The 18,516-nt window shown below is 55.2% G+C and carries 13 protein-coding genes; 6 read left to right on the plus strand and 7 right to left on the minus strand.

The annotated features are described in order from the left end of the window. Positions 1–172 precede the first annotated feature (172 nt). The gene (locus AC07OO_RS00510; RefSeq protein ID WP_495080103.1) at positions 173–2,527 is read left to right on the plus strand and encodes a phage/plasmid primase, P4 family; all 2,355 of its coding nucleotides are present in this window, start codon (positions 173–175) and stop codon (positions 2,525–2,527) included. Positions 2,528–3,363: 836 nt separating this feature from the next. On the opposite strand, the gene AC07OO_RS00515 is transcribed toward AC07OO_RS00510, so the two are convergent. From AC07OO_RS00515 to AC07OO_RS00535, 5 genes are all read right to left on the minus strand, one after another. Next, positions 3,364–3,681 (minus strand): hypothetical protein, encoded by a 318-nt coding sequence (locus AC07OO_RS00515; protein WP_495080104.1) that lies wholly within the window; start codon positions 3,679–3,681, stop codon positions 3,364–3,366. 75 nt (positions 3,682–3,756) lie between these two features. After that, positions 3,757–3,972 (minus strand): hypothetical protein, encoded by a 216-nt coding sequence (locus AC07OO_RS00520; RefSeq protein ID WP_495080105.1) that lies wholly within the window; start codon positions 3,970–3,972, stop codon positions 3,757–3,759. Between the two features lie 74 nt (positions 3,973–4,046). After that, a complete protein-coding gene (locus tag AC07OO_RS00525; protein WP_495080106.1) occupies positions 4,047–4,655 on the minus strand; it encodes a DUF6988 family protein in 609 nt (202 codons plus the stop codon). 134 nt (positions 4,656–4,789) lie between these two features. Next, positions 4,790–6,205 (minus strand): HNH endonuclease, encoded by a 1,416-nt coding sequence (locus AC07OO_RS00530; RefSeq protein WP_495080107.1) that lies wholly within the window; start codon positions 6,203–6,205, stop codon positions 4,790–4,792. Positions 6,206–6,375: 170 nt separating this feature from the next. Further along, a complete protein-coding gene (locus tag AC07OO_RS00535) occupies positions 6,376–6,693 on the minus strand; it encodes a DUF5710 domain-containing protein (RefSeq protein ID WP_495081748.1) in 318 nt (105 codons plus the stop codon). 108 nt (positions 6,694–6,801) lie between these two features. Between AC07OO_RS00535 and AC07OO_RS00540 the strand changes: the two genes are divergently transcribed. Continuing rightward, positions 6,802–7,866 (plus strand): type II toxin-antitoxin system RnlA family toxin, encoded by a 1,065-nt coding sequence (locus AC07OO_RS00540; RefSeq protein ID WP_495080108.1) that lies wholly within the window; start codon positions 6,802–6,804, stop codon positions 7,864–7,866. After that, positions 7,863–8,222, plus strand: a complete 360-nt coding sequence (locus tag AC07OO_RS00545; RefSeq protein ID WP_495080109.1) for a type II toxin-antitoxin system RnlB family antitoxin — start codon at positions 7,863–7,865, stop codon at positions 8,220–8,222. The genes AC07OO_RS00540 and AC07OO_RS00545 overlap by 4 nt, the downstream gene beginning before the upstream one ends. 363 nt (positions 8,223–8,585) lie before the next feature. On the opposite strand, the gene AC07OO_RS00550 is transcribed toward AC07OO_RS00545, so the two are convergent. Next, complete coding sequence (locus AC07OO_RS00550) at positions 8,586–8,912, minus strand: hypothetical protein (RefSeq protein ID WP_495080110.1); 327 nt, start codon at positions 8,910–8,912, stop codon at positions 8,586–8,588. Positions 8,913–9,300: 388 nt separating this feature from the next. After that, the gene (locus AC07OO_RS00555) at positions 9,301–9,933 is read right to left on the minus strand and encodes a recombinase family protein (protein WP_495080111.1); all 633 of its coding nucleotides are present in this window, start codon (positions 9,931–9,933) and stop codon (positions 9,301–9,303) included. 310 nt (positions 9,934–10,243) lie between these two features. Between AC07OO_RS00555 and AC07OO_RS00560 the strand changes: the two genes are divergently transcribed. From AC07OO_RS00560 to AC07OO_RS00570, 3 genes are all read left to right on the plus strand, one after another. Beyond that, entirely contained in the window at positions 10,244–10,906 is a 663-nt protein-coding gene (locus tag AC07OO_RS00560; protein WP_495080112.1) for a hypothetical protein, read from the plus strand. Between the two features lie 664 nt (positions 10,907–11,570). After that, positions 11,571–12,467 carry a hypothetical protein gene (locus AC07OO_RS00565; RefSeq protein WP_495080113.1) on the plus strand — a complete coding sequence of 299 codons (897 nt, stop codon included), beginning with the start codon at positions 11,571–11,573 and terminating at the stop codon, positions 12,465–12,467. 852 nt (positions 12,468–13,319) lie between these two features. Further along, entirely contained in the window at positions 13,320–18,239 is a 4,920-nt protein-coding gene (locus AC07OO_RS00570) for a DEAD/DEAH box helicase (RefSeq protein ID WP_495080114.1), read from the plus strand. Positions 18,240–18,516: the final 277 nt, after the last annotated feature.

An 18,516-nucleotide genomic window follows, 5' to 3' on the forward strand; every position in this document is an offset into this window, starting at 1 on the left:
ATCGAACCCTCTTCCCCCTCACAAAGAACTTGAGTCGAATGAGTGTGTAGCTATTTATTTTTCAGCTTTTTCAAAAAAGGTTGAAAAAACAATACACGCCACTCACACAACTCACCCCCCGCAGTCACAGCCTCAACTGAGGCACTACTGCACTTTCCTTATAGGAAAACAAATGACAACATCTACAGGCATGCTTAGTTGGGACGATGAGGTCGTACCGGCTTTTAAGAAGATGGTGAATGCCGTACATGGTCCAGATGTACCTTTCACCGTGGTTGCCATGGACCGTGATCAAGCCACCAAGCAGGTAAAGACCACGACAGCTTACTACGGCACTGGTGAAGAACACCTGCGCCGAATGAAACGGCACAAGCAGTTGATGCATGAGCAGAATGAGTCGCATGAGCTCTATATGTCGCTTGGCCTCACGTACAGCGAAGATCAGACTGTTCAGGGTGTCACCGGGTCTTGGGTCGTTGGCGTCGATTTTGACAACGGATTGCCTGACCTCTGCCGCCCCGGTCAGCCGTTGGCACCTACTTTGGTTGTGGAGACTTCGTTTGAGCGTTTCCATGCCGCCTGGGTCATGGACGCCCTGATGACGACCGACGAGATGCAGCACCTGTCCAAGGCCATGGCTGCACGGCTGGATGGTGATATGTCCTATGCGCGCGTCAATCAAAAGATGCGTCTGCCCGGATATGTCAACTATAAGTACGGTACACCCGTCCTCTTGCGTGAGGATCTGTCCAGCGGCAAAACCTACAACCACGCATGGCTCAGGCTGGCCATTGACGCGGATTTGTATGAAGCCTGGGTCAAAGCATCCAGCCCGAAGTTCAACCACCTGACCAAGAACCCCCTGTGCGACAAGCCTGAGGTGGCACTGAAACACCTTGAGTTCGCATTGGACCACCTCAAGAGCCGTGGTTACGCCGGACCGTACGAACTGTGGATCAAGGTCATGCTGAATCTGGCCGCGCTGGGCAGCCAGGGGCACGATCTGGCGCTGCGATTTTCCCAAGGCGCATCCAGCTTTGACCCGCAGGAGTTTGAGCGCAAGTGGGAAAACGTCCTGAAAACCAACACAGGAGCTGTTTCGACCATCATCTCCATGGCTATGCGCGAAGGTTGGACGAACCCCGGCTGGGCCGATGCGGAAGGTGGTGACATTGCCCGGCTGCCCTCCGACCGTGACTTCGGGGCTGAAATCGCCCGCCAAGCCTTAGACACGCTCGCAGCAGTTGAGCCACCTGAACTCAGCCGTCAGAAACAGCCGCCGACGTTTTCCGAGTGGACGGGCGATGGCTACCGCCCGCTCGATCCCCGTGCAAAACGCGCCCGAATCGCGGAAGTCGCAGCTACGGTGCTCAAACGCAAGAGCGAAGGCGGTGGAGCGCAGGCCTGGGCAGGCATGGCAAAAAAGCTTGGCAGCAACAAGTCGCTGGAAGAGGTGGCTGAGCACGTCGCGGAGGCACTGGTTCCGCTGTCGCAGCCAAGGGTGGTCTCCGGATACCCTCACCTGCCGGTGGCCAACGGTGTGCTCAATCTGCTGACGATGCAGTTGGTTCCACACCGCTACAAACCAATTCCGATGCAGTCCTGCCCTGTCGTTTTCGACCCTGCAGCCACCGCTGAACGCTTCGAGCGCTTTCTGGATCAGGTTCAGGAAGGCGACCAGGAAATGATTCGTTTTGTGCTGCGTACCTTGGGTTATGCGCTGTTGGGCAGGCCCGTTGAGCAGGTCATGATTGTCTTGCTCGGCCCCAGCAACAACGGTAAGTCCACGTTGATGGAGGTCATCAAAGCCATGCTGGGACCTTTCGCCATACGCATGAAAACTGAGTCGCTGATGCAGAAATCACACGTCAATGATGGCGCCAATCCGGCAATGTCTGGCCTTGCACATAAACGCCTGGTACTCATTGCGGAACCCAACCCGAACCACAAGCTGGACACTAGCCTCGTCAAACAGCTTGCCGGTGAGCGCTCGATTCCGGTGCGTGGCCTCTATTCAGACGGCAGTGACATGCAGATTGAATTTTGTATGTTCATGACGGCCAACTTCATGCCCTTTGCGACCGCGGATGACAAGGGCCTCTGGCGTCGAATGCTGATCGTGCCGTTTACCCGCGTGATTCCTGCGGACGAGATCGACAAGGACCTGGCAGATTCGTTGATCGCTGAAGGCTCAGGTGTCCTGAACCTACTCCTTGCGGGGGTTACAGACTACCAAGCGCAAGGGCTCAATCCGCCGACTAAGGTAACAGACGCCGTCAACGTGCGCCGACAGGAGTCCGATTCGTTTGAAATGTTTTTGCTGGGCTGCGCTGAATTGCAACCTCTGGCGGTCACTCCGCTGAAGGAGCTCTGGGCTGCGTATCAAGATTGGGCGAAGGAAAACCCCAAATTCCGCCCCATGCTGAAAAGTGAGTTGCAAGCCCGTTTGGAGGCCAAATTCGAGCGCAGGACAATCGGCCACTTGCCGGTCTTTATCGGGCTCAAGCTGGCTTCACCGATGAACTAAGAAATAGCAAAAACAGCATGCTCACGGTGTTGTAAGCACCGTGAGCATGCTACCAACGTCAATTTTCGCGTGTGTAGCCATTTGGCTACTCATGAAAGGATTCACGTGGTCACGCTTGGTCTCTGGAACGCGCACACGCTTGCGCTACGCATACCCCAACATATTGTCCGTGCGGCGTCGCTGCGCCCAGGTCTAACGGCATCCCTGCGCCTGAGGGACGATGGTTCTATCGTGGTAACCATCCTCGGCGCTGCCGCCCGCGCAAGTGCGGCCGTAGAGCCAGCCTCGCTGGCCGCGAGCCCGTCCATAGCGGGGGAGGCGCTTCAAAAATGGTAAACCCCTTCTTGCCTCAGCCCACTGACCGCCTTTGGATCATCGGGCAGAGTCCCTCTCAACAGGTCCAAGACGTGATTCACCTCGTGTTGCGGACCTTGCTGTTACTGACGCCTGCGGGAGGTTTTTGATGAGTTATGACCGGAACAAATCGTTCAGTGGGCATGATAGGAATTGCAGGAAGGCACCGCTTCGCAATGTCCAAACCATAGCTTTTTCTGGCCGACTACACCGCGTGTATTTGCTGGGTTGCGACCCCTGCAATATGGTGGAAGAGGAGCAGTGTTGGAACTTGGTTCACGACTGGCTTCGAGTGAATGTTCCTCCAGAGATTTGTCAACTGGAGCAGATTCAGCCACTGACTGACTGCACGCCAGCGGAACTCTTAGCAACAATGCCGAAACCCCTCTTTCACGTCAAGCTTCTGCCCGGTCAGGCGCGCGCCTTCCTGCGAGACTTTGCTGCGCCAGATCTCGCACGTCAGACTTCGTCGCTTGTTTTCGTCACGATTGATCTGCCGCCATGGCTTCCAAATGGCCGACGCATTGATCAAACGTCGGATAGCCCAACCTAACTACGCTTTTTTCGGGATTGGTTTGCGAAGAGGTTTCTTTCACGGGCTCTGCGGCCAAGTAGATGTCGTTGGTTTTCGGTGCGAGCCCGCCAGCTAGAAAGGGCCATGGTGAGCGCCGTCCTGCAACTGGTGGACGGGTGGTGGGTAGAACAGCCGAGCGGTTTGGTTGTGGATTTGAAGTCTGCAAGGATGCCCCCTCTTTCTTTTTCTTTCTTTCCTGAAATCGTATCCGGCTGGCGTATTTCAAGAACACGTCACAACGAAATAACCCTTCGATGCGCGCCGGCACCGCAGGCTGCGATAGGACCAGCCTCCAGCTTTACTACGCCCCAGTCCTGGATGACACTTTGATGCTACCGAAATGCGAGAACACCTTTTCTGCCGGCGTTTCGGGCACCAGGCGAACCTCGCGTGAATCGTCAACGCACACCGCTCCAGGATGCTCGCGCTTGATTGCTTCTTCGCTGAACCTGGTGTGGGTAAGCATCCAGCGAGCAGCCCAGCGGATTTGCCAGAAGTAAACTTCTTGTTTGATCATGGCCCAATATACTGTATTTTTATACAGATACCAAGGCGCTTAGAGCCGTCTTTGTGCGATGGTTTAACCCGTATTCATGGCGCACTCAGCGGAGGCATGCACTTTGCATGTGTTTCCATCAGGTGTCGCACGGCGCCGCTGAGATGCGGTTTTTGGCTCGCTATGACTATGACGTTGGTCAGCATCAACGAGAGTAGGTTTCGGTTTTGCAGTACCGAAACCAGATTCTCTGGCGGATACCCCCTCAACGAGTGAACAACAAGATGCGCTCCACCGTGCACAAAAGAGTGCATCACTTTTACGGTTCCGTAGAGCTTCCGAAGTTCAGATTCGGCCTGCGGTGCAGCAGGTTTGATCGCGTCAAGCATGGACGGTATCGGTGGCCCCAATTGCGGTTCGGCAGTGTCTCCATTTGGCACCGGCTTTGAGAAGTTTGTCAGCCACTCATCTTTGGCGCCGTGCAGGACCCAGGCCGCACGCACAACGGTTTCGTAGTGAAGCCGTATGAGGCTAAGTGCGGTGCCGTTCAGGCCTACTTCGATAAGAACTCTTTGACTGATCGCATGCTCGGTCGCTGCTTTGCAAAAAGCCATGCAGGTCGCCAAACGCAACGAGGAGGTGTTCCATGCTTCATCCAGGAGCACGCCGAGGTCATCATCAAATTCACCAGACGACTGCAGCATTAGAGCCAATGCCACCCTCCCCTCGTCCCCTTCCCCTTGCATAGCTCCTCCCGTTCCAGATTGCCAGTCGCGTCCATAATTCTCCTAGAGGAAATGCGCGCTCGACAGACCGTGTAGCTAACAACCTGAATTAATCACATCGCAGCCTTGCGAGCGCTTTCAGTTGCTAGAAACCGCTCGTGCCGAGTTCGAAGATTCGCTGCCGACGGCTGTTGCTCCATGATTGTCGGTAGCACGAGTAGGTCCACGCCATGGTACCTCCGGTACTCGCTCACTTCTAGAGAGTTGGAAAGATGGATGCGATAGCGGTCGTCGATGGACAGCAAAAGCAGGTCGTAGAGTGTGTGAATATCTGCACGCAGCAGCAATCCGTTGGAGGTTCGGTAGTTCGTACCTTCAGCATGGGGATGGATGTGCGCAGCTTCTAATAGATCGACTATGCGCGAGCCTGTCACCGCACATCTCCCGCCATATGCGCCGATCAAGGATGCCCTAAAATTCGCTTGGCCTCGACGGATTTTTATTGTGCCCAAGCGGCGAATGTCGTCGGCACCTGGTGACTGATCTCCGTCATCTGGTTGGATACTCCCTTCGTGGCTCGTCCCCAACGGCACGCCACGCACTAAGAGCCAACGGCCCTCGTTTTCTTGATACGCATGGACGTACCAGCGCTCCTCGTCTAATGCTCGCGATTCGACACTGGAGGCGGTGTCTGGGATCTCCTCGCGCAAACGCTGTCGCCCTTCGTTGACTATGACTCGCAACGGTAACCCTCTACGCCAAGATTGCTCAATAGCGGACTCGAAAGCGCGGGCACGCCGTATTTGTTGATTCAAGCGGCTCCGCTTGCGGGCATCACCTCCCGCATTGTTGCGGGCTTCTTCCAATACCTTGAGGTGGTTGCTCACCCAGTTGTTTGAGAAGACTCGGTCGTCTCCCTCCTCCAAGTCGCCGTGCCATAGACATAGTAGAAATCCCTCCTCTACTGTTCCAAAAGACCAGTCATAGCAGTAGTTGGGATTTGCGCGAGGGTTATCAACTACGCGGCCATCAGCAGTGAAGTGCCATTCGGATACGTCGATTCCCGCGCGCTCAACCAAGTCCATAACAGGCTCTCTGCCTATGGGCTTCAGGTCTGGAAGGCGCGACTTTAAAGCAGATGGAGCCGGCGCCACTACCTCCAAATCCTTTTGCTCACCGAAGGGACCAAAACGCATCATCAGTTTGTCTGAGGGAGCAAAAAGGGCATCGAACCGACGGTTCGGTTGATCAGCCAGGAGATCAATGAAACCCGCTCGAACAAGGTCGCTGGTCACCCCCATCCACGCCCCCATGCCAAAAACTCGCACCTCTCGGTAGATCGATTTCAGGTCTGATGCGACGAATCCAATCGCCATCTCATTCCCAGACATACCCCAGGGATCATGGTTTTCATCAAGTACAGCGTCAATGATCAAGTCGTACACCGGCCGGTCGGCTTGTTGTGCGTACCCATCGCTACCAAATATATGTGGCCCGACTAAATCAATTTGCAAATGTTGAAGATTCATCCCACGATTTTGCCCAGCTAAATGCAAAACGCGCAATGCAAACGACGACTGTCAAGTTTGATAGAACGACAATACATCTTCGCAGTTCACCCGAAACGTCTGCAAGCGCTCGTTAGCGACAAAGTTAAGACATTGTTTTGGGCGCTGCCGCACTAGATCCTTTTGAAGCTTCAGGCGTGGGTCACAGTGTGTACGCAATCCTCCCACGGCAAGACATGGCATCCGCAATGCGCCACCTCGACAATGGGTTTAGTTATGACGGCTGAGTCAACTACTCGCTGTGCAACGCTTTTCTTTCTCAGCCCTAGCGAGTGACTCGCCGATGCAGGGTCTCTAGCGGTGGCAGCAACGTTTGGAATCCAGCGCAAGAAAGGCGTAAGGTCATCAACATCGATGATGTACCACCGCTTTTGGACAGGGTCCCATCTAGCCCCGAGAGCCTTTGCCTCATCTTTTTCGGCGAAGGGCGTCACTAAATTGATTCTCATATGACGAATACCCAGAATGGCCACTTGAGCAGCCGTGCATCTTGAATACGACCACTAACTGCATCACCCGTTAAACTGCGAGGTTAGCTTAAAAAACAACACTTGCTTATGGCAACAAATCCCTACTCCAATATTCCACTAGATCACATGAAGGTCGAAGCTGCACTACTGCAGGCAGGAGTGGCTGATTTAACCGAGAAGCAGTTGAATGGCGGCAAGCTGATTCAATACGGGGGGACCTTTAAGACAGTCCGGTTCTTGATACAGATTTTTCTGAACAGCAAGGGCAAGTGCACAATCGGCCATAGCACCGGGTTCGATAAAGGCACTTTCGAAGCCCTTGCAGAGCTAATCGCGAAACACTGCCGATATGGTGAAAAGGAACGCCTTGAGCTGTCCGTACCGAATTTTGACCTAGCAAAGCAGGCCCCTTTTCTGGAATTCCTTGGAAGCTTAGGCGCAAAAGTCGAGACCGACGAAAATCACGGCCACTTCCGGCAACTTCGAATAAAGGGGCCGAATGGGGACATTTTGACGGTCAAGTTTTTCTCGAACTTGACCATTCAGCTTCAAGGTAGCCACGCCCAGTTGGCGGTATGGTCCCTGGATTTTCTACGGACAGTATTGCCGCTTGATCAAGTCCTAGAACAACAAAAAGCCGTTTACAAGATACCAGTAACCATCGCAGACATGAAAACTGCGCTTGTTGCGCGTATCCCAAATGCTCACGATGCTCTAGCAGATGAGGTGCGCATACAGCTATCGTCGGGTCTTGCGATGACAAAAGTAGGCATTGAATTGGAGGACTACGCAACCGTCGCGTTTCCTGCCTTGCGTGGGCTCGAAGGCTTTTGTTTTCAGCTACTGCGCGAAAAATGCAAACTCAATCCCCTACAGAACATGAAACTCGGGGAATATTTTGAAATGGCCAATGGCAATTGGGCAATGCGGACCCCACATTCGAATGGTGTAACAATTCTGCTGCAAAATTTGCTCGTTAAATGCTATAAAACATGGACAGAGCAGCGTCACAGACTGTTTCACATGGACGGCACGCTCGAAACGACTCGAATTCTTGAGGACCGAAATGTGGCCATTGCAATTGTGAACGACGTTCTAGATGCGATTGATCAAGGCTATGCTGCCATCCAAATGGCAGATCGAAAGCCATGAAACACTATGTTGTTTGTACCTCCCCTACCGACCAGTTTTCTGCGGTGGTAATTGCAACTGGGATTGCAGGTCCACAAGAGGAGTTGGAACACGTAGCAGCGGAGTTGCGTCGGCGCCACGTCAGCGGACAAGTTGTTTTCGACCTTCTCACGGCAAATGGAACTAGAACACGCCGGTTTTTTTCAATCGGTTTTGATGGCAATTGCTTCCCAACCATGCAGTTCCGAAAAGTTGAACCGGATGATGCCGTAAAACGAGCATCAGCTCGATTCTTCTGCGAGCATCTCAGTGAAGTAAATCTCTCGCTGCTGTCCCCAGCAATGCGGTTTGCGGTGAGTAACGGTATGGACGTATAAAACGTAGTCCAGTGCCAGTCTTCTCTGCCAGCAAGACCTCCAACCATACACCTGAGTGATCCTACAAAGATTGCACGGCCTGTCGCCTAGTCTGCTCTGCCATCCACCGGGGACTCCTTCTGATATCGACAGTCTCGGGTTATCGTATAGCCTCCACTTTGCCTGACGGAGCCTTCACGAACGATTTATCTCAACTACTGGATGTTGCATCGTTCGCGGCCCGGCGCCACTGGGATCAGCGCCGCAACGATGTGGAAAAGAGTGCAAGCCAAGTTGGTCAACGAAAGCTCTCAACTTGTTGCAGGAAAATGGGCAAGAAATGTTGAGCCGCTAAAGTCGATGCGCGCTACCGCTTTGACGCTACTATTCATCCAAAACCTCGTCTCCAACGCGGTAGGTTGCCGTGTACTCATTAGATTCGCCAAATTGTTGGTAGCACCTTTTTAGGAGATCGCAGAAGTTATTCCCGACGCGGTCAATGAACTTCATCTCACCCGAAAACTCCGCATCGCGAACCGCGTTAATAACCACAGAATCAAATTCGAATCTTTGTGTGTTGCGGAAGGGGAAATTCGGTCTCTTTGGCAGCGTGACGATGATCGTCGTTGCATTTCCGCTGTATTCAGTACCGTCAGGGTGAACGACTGCTGCCTGAAGATAAGACTGCATAAGTTCCACGATGGTTGCCATTTGGGTCTCCCTTGCATGAGCCCCCCAGTATGTCCGATTTCTTCATATCAGCGGACATCGCTGCAGCCAGCACAGTTAAACTTTTCCTGATTGCTAACTAACCATTAAGGGGAGTTAATGAAGGTATCAGCGCAATACAAAGTGAACAGTCTGCCGTGGTTGCTTGCCCGTTGCAGTGAAGGTTCTTGCTTACCAGGCGATATCCCACCCGAGCATCAAACAATTGTTTTAAGAAAATGCGCACGCGATGTTTGCGCACTTAAGGCAGATGAGATTGAGCTTGAGGTGACGGCGAAGAAGATGGCTAGGACATGTTCACGCAGGCCCACGACGCCGTAGCCGTTGCTCACCCCTTCGAACACGTTGCCGCAGGGCCGTGGCGAGGACGTCAAAGCGCTGCAAAGGGCGACGGTGCAGCATCGCGTATTGAAATGATGGTTGCCCGGCTAACTGCGTAGTTGATCGCCAAACTGCTAACCGTTGCACCTGCGGTCAACGCTTGACATATCGCCCGCCTTTGATCGACGGTGGTCTTTGATGGCCGCCCCATGTGTTTGCCCGCTGCACGGGCGCGCGCTTGACCAGCTTGAGTGCGTTCTACTATTAGGTCCCTCTCGAAGTCAGCGACTGCCGCAAGCATCTTGACCATTAATGCACCCGCCGAAGAAGTCAAGTCAAGGTTTCCAAGCTGAAGCACCACTAGTCTTATGCCCTCATCTTGGAACCGCTCAACAGTCTGTTGCACGTCAATAGAATCGCGCCCAATTCGGTCGAGTTTGGTAACAACCAAGGTGTCGCCCTCATCCATCCGCTCAAGAAGCCGCTGGAACCCGGGCCGTTGTGATGCTGGCACTGACCCGGATATCTGCTCCTCAATGAAGAACTTGGGTCTAATGCTGTAGCCCGCCATGGCGATTTGCTGGCGTTGGTTCTCAGTCAATTGCTCAACGGTGGAGACACGCGCGTACGCGAATACGCGTTGCGAACCGTCAGCAGGAGTGTTGGAAAGTGGTGTTGTCATGTTGGAGCATGTTGAAAATAGCCATAAGCTATGTTTCCAACAGTCAAGCGATGACTGTCAGAAAGTGGTCACTTGTTGACGCTATTAATTGCGCACTTGTGTTCTAGAAACACAAAAGCCACGACGGGTAAGGTCGTGGCTCAATTTGCTATCTGCAGCTTTTCGATGACCATCCAAAGCTCGGCATGGCACACATCGCTCAGTATGGTGAGCATACCGGGCCACGACAAAAGCTCAAAGCGCTGCATGACTTTGCGTAGGCGTCACGCAAGTCAAGCCTCACTGGCCTTGACGGAACACTGGCAGATGCATGACGACGGCGCTCAGCCAGTTAGATAAAAACCACTATCTAAGTATGGGATTGTGCTATCCGACCAATAGGAGTAATATTCACTCACTCATACAAATGAATGAAAGAATGAAAATCGTTGGACTCTGCGGTAAGAAGATATTCACCGGTGTATCCGGCGGCAAGAATATCTTGTCTAAGGTTGACCCGCTGCTTCAAGCCCACCCACTTGGCGCACCTGCAACCCTGGATTTTGCAGGGGTCGACGTTATCGGCGCAAGCTCGCTGCGGTATCTCTTTCACGGTATCCGCGAAATCCCTGCTTGCAGTCGGTCTGCACTGGTACTGGTCAATCTTTCTGAAGACACACAGGCCGATGCCGACGTGGTCGCTGAAGCTATGCACATACCGTACATCGTGGCACAGCTTGCTAATGGAACCCTGGTTAGGGCGAACGTCCGCGGCTTTCTAGATGAGAAGGCAGCTCAAACGCTGAGACTGGTCATCGATGCGAAAGAAGCCGATGCCCAAACCATCAGTGAAAAATCGGGTGAACGTACTGTTGTCACCGTTTGGAACAACCGCCTGGTTTCCTTGCATGCGATGGGCCTAATGCAAGAGCGCAAGGTAGGCAAACGAAAGTTCTATTCACCCATTATTGAGGGCATGACGTATGGGAACTGACTTCATCCGAAACAAGCGACAAGACCATGTCAAAGCATGGAGCCATCAGTATCTCCAGCGCGCTAGCGACATATTTGGGAACGCTGACCGGACTTCTGCATTTGTGTTTCGGGCCTCAATGGAGCAGGGTGTCGTGCTCCCCCCTAGTACCGAAGTGCTTATCCGCCGCCTCGACGACGGAACAGTTGCGATATCGCAGGATGTCTGTCAGGTTGGGCACGTTGCAACCCCTTCTCCCGACTTGCTGCACGCCCTAGAGGTCAGCGATGGAGTCCTCGCAGGTCATGTCTACGAGTCCTTTACGGACCTGGGCATCATGGACATTCAAATCGAGGAATAGCAAATGCTACCAGCGGAGGCACATGATGGCGTTTGGATACTCAAAGACATCGGTTCTTCCCAGGAGTTGATTGGATGCGGCAACTGCCTCGACCATAAACAATGTGGGGGGCTCCATCTGTCCAATGGAACGGCAATGCTGACGTGCATGGACCTATGCCGGTGCATTGACCAGAAAGCATGCGACTTAGTCTGTCCGAAAGCCCCCTCCCGCTTTACTCGCCGTGTTCACGAAGTCAGCGGTTTCTCACTGAACAACATTCCTCGTCGCAACCCCCTCGAACTGCCCAAGCTTCCCAATGTAGCTCCCATAGTCCAAGGCCGCATGTCCAAACGCCGCCCAGTGGAGATTGACTACGCGGCGATTCCACTATCTCATGCACTGACGGGAAAAGGCTTTACCCAACGCGCCAAGACAGCACAAGAACTCAAACTGGGCCATGGGCTCGCACCCAGAAAAGGTTGGCTACTCACCGGTACAGAGGATGACCGCTACGTGGAACGCTCGTGGCGGTTACCGAAAGTCAAAGAGACGTTCAAGGCGCTGGCGCAGGCCGGAGTCATCTTCGCTACTTCCCCAAACTACAGCCTATATGCCGACGTACCGAGGCACGACAACCTGCATGCAATCAAGAGAGTGGCATGGATGTGGTATCAAATGAACGAGGCGGGCCTGCCAACGGCCCTGCATGTGAACGCCCGCACGGACCATGATTTCGATTTGTGGGCACAATTCATAGCGGCACGCCCCGAAGTGACTTCGATTGCATTCGAGTTTCTGACCGGTGCAAAGCCAAGTGAAGACGCCGCGCGGTACATTGAACGTTTAGTTCGTCTCCGCCAACAGGTCGGGCGCCCGCTCCTTCTTGTTGTGCGCGGAGCAGCGAAGCATGCGAAGGAACTCGAAAACACCTATGAGCACGTTCTCTGGTTAGATACCGGCCCGTACTTCAAGGCCGTCAATCGCCAAGAACCTTCAATGAATTCGGGGCATGTCCCGAAGTATCACACCACGCAATGGGATGCATCTGTTGGTGCCCTGTTCAAGCAGTTGGCAACAGCTGCAGAACGCAGATACAACAACTATCACGCTGTTGTCATTCCCTCACCTCAAGGCAGCTTGGACCTGCAACCTGTCGAATTACCACCTCAAATGGGCGCTAACAACACATCCAACCAATGGGACTTGTTCACGGAATATCCACTTCCCGCCCAAAGCTAAGCCCTCAGTTTCTAGACTGCCGTCGCCGGTCCTGACGCGAAGAGATGCGTCCATAGAACTGAGAACGGCCAAAAGCTGGCGAAATCCCTGCCCTCGACCAGGCTCCCCAGTTGACGAACGGTGCTCTCTGACGGCAACCCTCAAGGCATCTCCAGTCGTTTTCACATCGTCGTGCGCCGCGTATGTCGCCAACATACCTTGGCCGCAATCACCAATGGCTATCCAAAGTGACTTGGCTTCAATCTGAAACGCTGCAATAGCATTCTCGCCTGGCCCTGCGTGTTGCCAGATGTTGTCGATCATTTCACCGGTGGCTCCGACAATCGCTTGAGCTGAAGTCGCTGCAACCTGCTCACTCCCCAGCCTTTTTCGCAAATCAAGCAAGAAGGTATGTTTAACGTCCTCGTCAGTGTCTGAGGCTTCGGAATGGGGCAAGCGTAGCACTCCAACTTGGCCGCTCCCAGTACATGCCCATTGGGCTCCAGTCGGAAGGAGCCTCAACGCTTTGAAGAAATCCGTTTTAGCGCCTTCGATTTTCAACTTGACCGACTGCGCAAGACTTCTCCGCCTAAACATCAATAGTTCAACGAGCGGTCCAAGCATTAAACGGGTACCGTCCAAGCGCACCTCACCAGAGGCAGCGGTGCAACTTAGGGTTGCACGGTCGACACCTTTGAAGTCAGAAATCATGCGGATATCTCATGTTTTTATCTACTACTCCCTGCATTTGAATGCTCTCACATGAAACAGAGTGTCAATACTTTGCCATCTTTACCCCAACCAAGTACGACGGTTGAGTCGTTTTCCCTGCCAAAATGGCCGAGACAACACGAACAGATTACGTGAATCTACATGACGCCCCTCTCCTCGCTGCTCGATCATTACCGCCAATCTTCCCAATCTGAACGCGAAAAGGGCACGTACTTCGAAGAGCTGATGCTCTGCTACCTACGCAATGAGGCAACCTACCGCGACCTCTACAGCGACGTCTGGACCTACGGCGAATGGGCGGCGCTCCAAGGCCTGGACAAACGAGATGCCGGCATCGACCTAGTTGCCAAGACCCAAGGCACAGGCGAAATCCACGCTATCCAGTGCAAGCTGTACGCCGAAGACTACCGGCTGCAAAAGAGCGACATCGACAGCTTCTTCACCGCCTCGGGCAAGAAGCCCTTCGCCCACCGCGTCATCGTCAGCACGACGAACCACTGGAGCACCCACGCCGAGGAGGCGCTGCGCGACCAGCAGCCGCCCGTCAGCAAGATCGACCTGAACGACCTGGAGAACAGCCAGATCGACTGGGCCAAGTACCAGCCCAAAGCCGCACCGGTGCTCAAGGTCAAGAAGCAGCTTCGCCCGCATCAGCAGCAGGCGCTGGACGGTACTCTGTCCGGCTTTCAAGCCTCCGACCGAGGCAAGCTCATCATGGCCTGCGGCACCGGCAAGACCTTCGCCAGCCTGAAGATCGCCGAAGCCCTGGCCGGCAAGGGCAAGCGCGTGCTGTTCTTGGTGCCCAGCCTGTCCCTGCTGTCGCAGACCCTGACCGAGTGGACCCAGGAGAGTGCCACGCCGCTGCACAGCTTCGCCGTCTGCTCGGACAGCGATGTCGGTAAGAAGCGCCTGAAAGACGACGACAGCGTCCAGACCTTCACCCACGAGCTGCGCTACCCCGCCACGACCGAACCAGGTCGCCTGGCCACCGAGATGGACAAGCGGCACGACGCCGCGCACATGAGCGTGGTCTTCAGCACCTACCACTCCATTGACGTCATCCACCGTGCCCAGCAGGGGCATGGCCTGGCTGATTTCGACCTCATCGTCTGCGACGAGGCGCACCGCACCACGGGCGCCACCTTCGGCGACGAAGACGAGAGCAACTTCGTCAAGGTGCACGACGCGGCCTTCATCCGTTCGGCCAAGCGCCTCTATATGACGGCCACGCCGCGCATCTACGGTGACAGCGCCAAGGCCAAAGCCGAACAGGGCAGCGTGGCGCTATGCTCGATGGACGACGAAGCCCTCTACGGCCCCGAGCTGTACATCATCACCTTCTCCGAGGCCGTCCGGCGCGGCCTGCTGGTGGACTACAAGGTTATCGTGCTGTCAGTGGAAGAAAGCCACGTCAGTCGCCGCATCCAGACCCTGCTCAAGGACCAGAACAACCAGCTCAAGGTGGATGACGCCGCCAAGATCATCGGCTGCTGGAAGGCGCTGGCCAAGCAAGGGCTCGCCGAGGAGCTGAATGGCGACCACGAAGCCATGAAGCGTGCCGTGGCCTTCTGCCAGGTCATCGAGGTGAGCAAGGGCGCGAAGACCCACAAGGTCAGCTCCAAGAACATCGCCGGCATGTTCCAGTCTGTTGTCGAGGCCTACCAGGCGACCGAGGAGGACGATGCCGCCTCGACGCTGGTCTGCGAAGCCGAGCATGTGGACGGCAGCATGAACGCCAGCGAGAAGGAGGCCAAGCTCGCCTGGCTCAAGGCCGACGCCGCCGACGACACCTGCCGCATTCTCAGCAACGTGCGCTGCCTGTCTGAAGGGGTCGACGTGCCGGCCCTGGATGCGGTACTGTTCCTGACGCCGCGCAACTCACAGGTAGACGTGGTGCAGTCGGTCGGTCGGGTCATGCGCAATGCGCCGGGCAAGAAGCGGGGTTATGTCGTTCTGCCTGTTGTCATCCCGACCGGCGTGGAGCCGCATGAAGCCTTGGCCGACAACAAGACCTATGCCGTGGTGTGGCAGGTACTGCAGGCTCTGCGCTCGCACGACGACCGCTTCGACGCGATGGTCAACAAGCTGGACCTTATCGGGCGCGACACCAGCAAGATGGAAGTCGTCGCCATCACCGACAAGATTCAGAAGAAGGCAGAGAAAGCCAAGGGGCCGAAGAACAAGGACGTCGGCAAGGGCGGCTTCACCATCGGCGAGCCGACGCCCAAGCGCTACGGAAAGGAAGACCAGACCTCCCTGCCATTCGAAATCGGAGAAATCGAGAAGGCCATCTACGCCAAGCTGGTGCAGAAGGTCGGCAACCGCCACCACTGGGAAGACTGGGCCAACGACATCGCCAAGATTGCCCGCACCCACATTGACCGCATCACCGGCATCGTCGCAGACCCGGCCAACGGGAAGGAGCGCGCCGCCTTCAACACATTCGCCGGAGAGCTGCGTGACGACCTGAACGGCAGCATCACCGATAGCGAAGTCATAGAGATGCTGGCCCAGCATCTCATCACCAAGCCAGTCTTCGACGCGCTCTTCGAGGACTACAGTTTCGCGCAGCACAACCCTATGTCACTGGCCATGCAGGGCGTGCTGGACGTGCTGCAAGAGCACCGGCTGGACAAGGAGGCCGACACCCTCCAGCGCTTCTACGACAGCGTGAAGATGCGCGCCGCGGGCATCGACAACGCGGCGGGGAAACAGAAGATCGTCGTCGAGCTTTACGACAAGTTCTTCCGCAACGCCTTCCCCAAGATGACCGAGCGGCTAGGCATAGTCTACACCCCCGTCGAGGTCGTGGACTTCATCATCCACAGCGTCGCCCACATCCTGCAGACCGAGTTCAGCCAGACGCTGGGCAGTAAGGGCGTCCACATCATCGACCCCTTCACTGGCACCGGCACCTTCATTACCCGACTGTTGCAGAGCGGCCTGATCGCGCCCGAGCACCTGCCGCACAAGTACAAGCATGAAATCCATGCCAACGAGCTGGTGCTGCTGGCGTACTACATCGCCGCCATCAACATCGAGGCGGTTTACCACGGCATCGTTGGCGGAAGCTACCAGCCCTTCGAAGGCATCTGCCTGACTGACACCTTCCAGATGTATGAGAAGGAAGACCTCGCGGACGCGCTGCTGGTGGACAACAGCGCGCGACGTAAGCGGCAAAAGAAGCTGGACATCCGGGTCATCATCGGCAACCCGCCATATTCCGTGGGCCAGCGCAGCGAGAACGACAACAATGACAACGTTTCGTACCCGTACTTGGATGGACGCATTCGTTCGACCTACGCCGAGCGTTCCGATGCGGTGCTGGCGAAGGGGCTCTACGACAGCTACATCCGCGCCATCCGGTGGGCCAGCGACCGAGTCGGAAGTAGTGGTGTCATCGGTTTTGTCACGAATGCAGGCTTCCTTGACGCCAGCACGGCTGATGGGTTGCGCCGATGTCTCGCTGATGAGTTCAGCAGCATCTACGTCTTTCACCTGCGCGGCAATCAGCGCACGGCAGGCGAACTGTCGCGCCAGGAGGGTGGAAAGATTTTTGGCAGCGGTAGTCGCGCGCCAATTGCCATCTCGCTTCTGGTAAAGAACCCGTCTGCCAAGCAGCAAGGGGAAATCCACTTCTACGACATTGGTGATTATCTGAGTCGCGAGGAGAAGCTTTCCAAGATCGAAACCTTGGGTAGTGTCTGTGGCATTACGCTAGCAGGGGGCTGGCAAATCATCGTGCCTGACGCCCATGGGGACTGGTTGAAACTACGCGACGAAAGGTTTGGTGAGCATATAGCGATAGGCGACAAAAGGGGTGATGCACCAAAGCTATTTGAAACATTCACGCAGGGGGTGCTAACGGCGCGAGATGCTTGGTGTTTCAACGCATCCAAAGCTAAAACGCGCGCCAACATGACCCGCATGATCGACTTCTATAACCGAGAGGTAGATCGTCTTGTTGGCGAGCACCCAGGGTTCGACAAGAAGCGACGAGACGCCCTGGTCGACGACTTTATTGATGCCAATGCGGCGTCGATTTCCTGGTCCCGTGCGTTGAAGCAGGACCTGGCGAAAGGTCGAAAGCATTCATTTGTTGCAAACGGGATGCGGCTTAGTCAGTATCGGCCATTTACGAAACAGTGGCTTTATTTTGATCGTCGGCTCAATGAAATGGTTTACCAGATGCCGCGCATATTTCCTACCGCTGAATCGGACAACATAGTCATCATGGTCAAGGCTCGGTGGCGGTTTGGGGAAGTTGCCCTCATCACGAACCAGCCTCCAGCGTTCTCTCCAGATGGCGGCGAACAGTGCTTCCCGCTCTACCTCTACGACGACCCGGAACCTAAGGCCGCAGAAACCGGCCCAGAGCAGTCCGTCCTATTCAGCGAAGCAGGTCAATCTGTACCAACCCCGGCCACCAGGCGCCGTGATGCCATCACGGCGGAAGGCCTGGCGCACTTCCAGTCGGCCTATCCCGGCGAAACCATCTCCCGTGAGGACATCTTCTACTACGTCTACGGCTTGCTGCACTCGGTCGACTACCGCGAGCGTTTCGCCGACAACTTAGGCAAGGAGCTTCCGCGCATTCCCCGGGTAAAGACGGCGCCTGATTTCTGGGCCTTCTCTCAGGCTGGCCGCAACCTGGCCGACCTGCACCTTAACTACGAGAACGTCGAACCCTACCCGCTAAAGATCGACAGCGGCGGTAGGAAGCTCGCTGACGCCGACTACCGCGTCGAGAAGATGCGCTACGGCAAGAAGGGAAAAGACAAGGACCTAACAACCTTGCACTACAACGATAAGATTACCTTGACCGGCATCCCGCTGGATGCCTTTGACTACGTCGTCAACGGCAAGCCGGCCCTGGACTGGGTGGTCGAACGCCAAGGCATCAAGATCGACAAAGACAGCGGCATCGTCAACGACGCGAACGACTGGGCGGTCGAGACCATGGGTAACCCGCTCTATCCTCTGGAGCTGTTTCAACGAGTGGTCACGGTCAGTCTGGAGACTCTGCGGGTGGTGAAGGGCTTACCTAAACTGGACCTGTAGTCAGCACGCCTCGCGCATGTAATCTGCACCCTCTACAAGGCTAGAAATACGCCATTTGGCATCGCAAATGGGTGATTCACCATGCGCGGCTACGTACCGTTTTAGCGACCGCTATGTGATTTTTTTGGTTTTGACGCAGCCTGCGCCGTTTTAGGCTGATGCCTGCGGCTTTTCAGCGGTGCTTGGCGCATCACCGGCCATGGCATAGTGTGTAAACGCGGCTGTCACGTCAAGACTAGTCGCCGCTAGCGGTCGGCCAATCTTTCAGGTTCACTAA

This window comes from Rhodoferax sp. GW821-FHT07G04, from assembly GCF_059418585.1.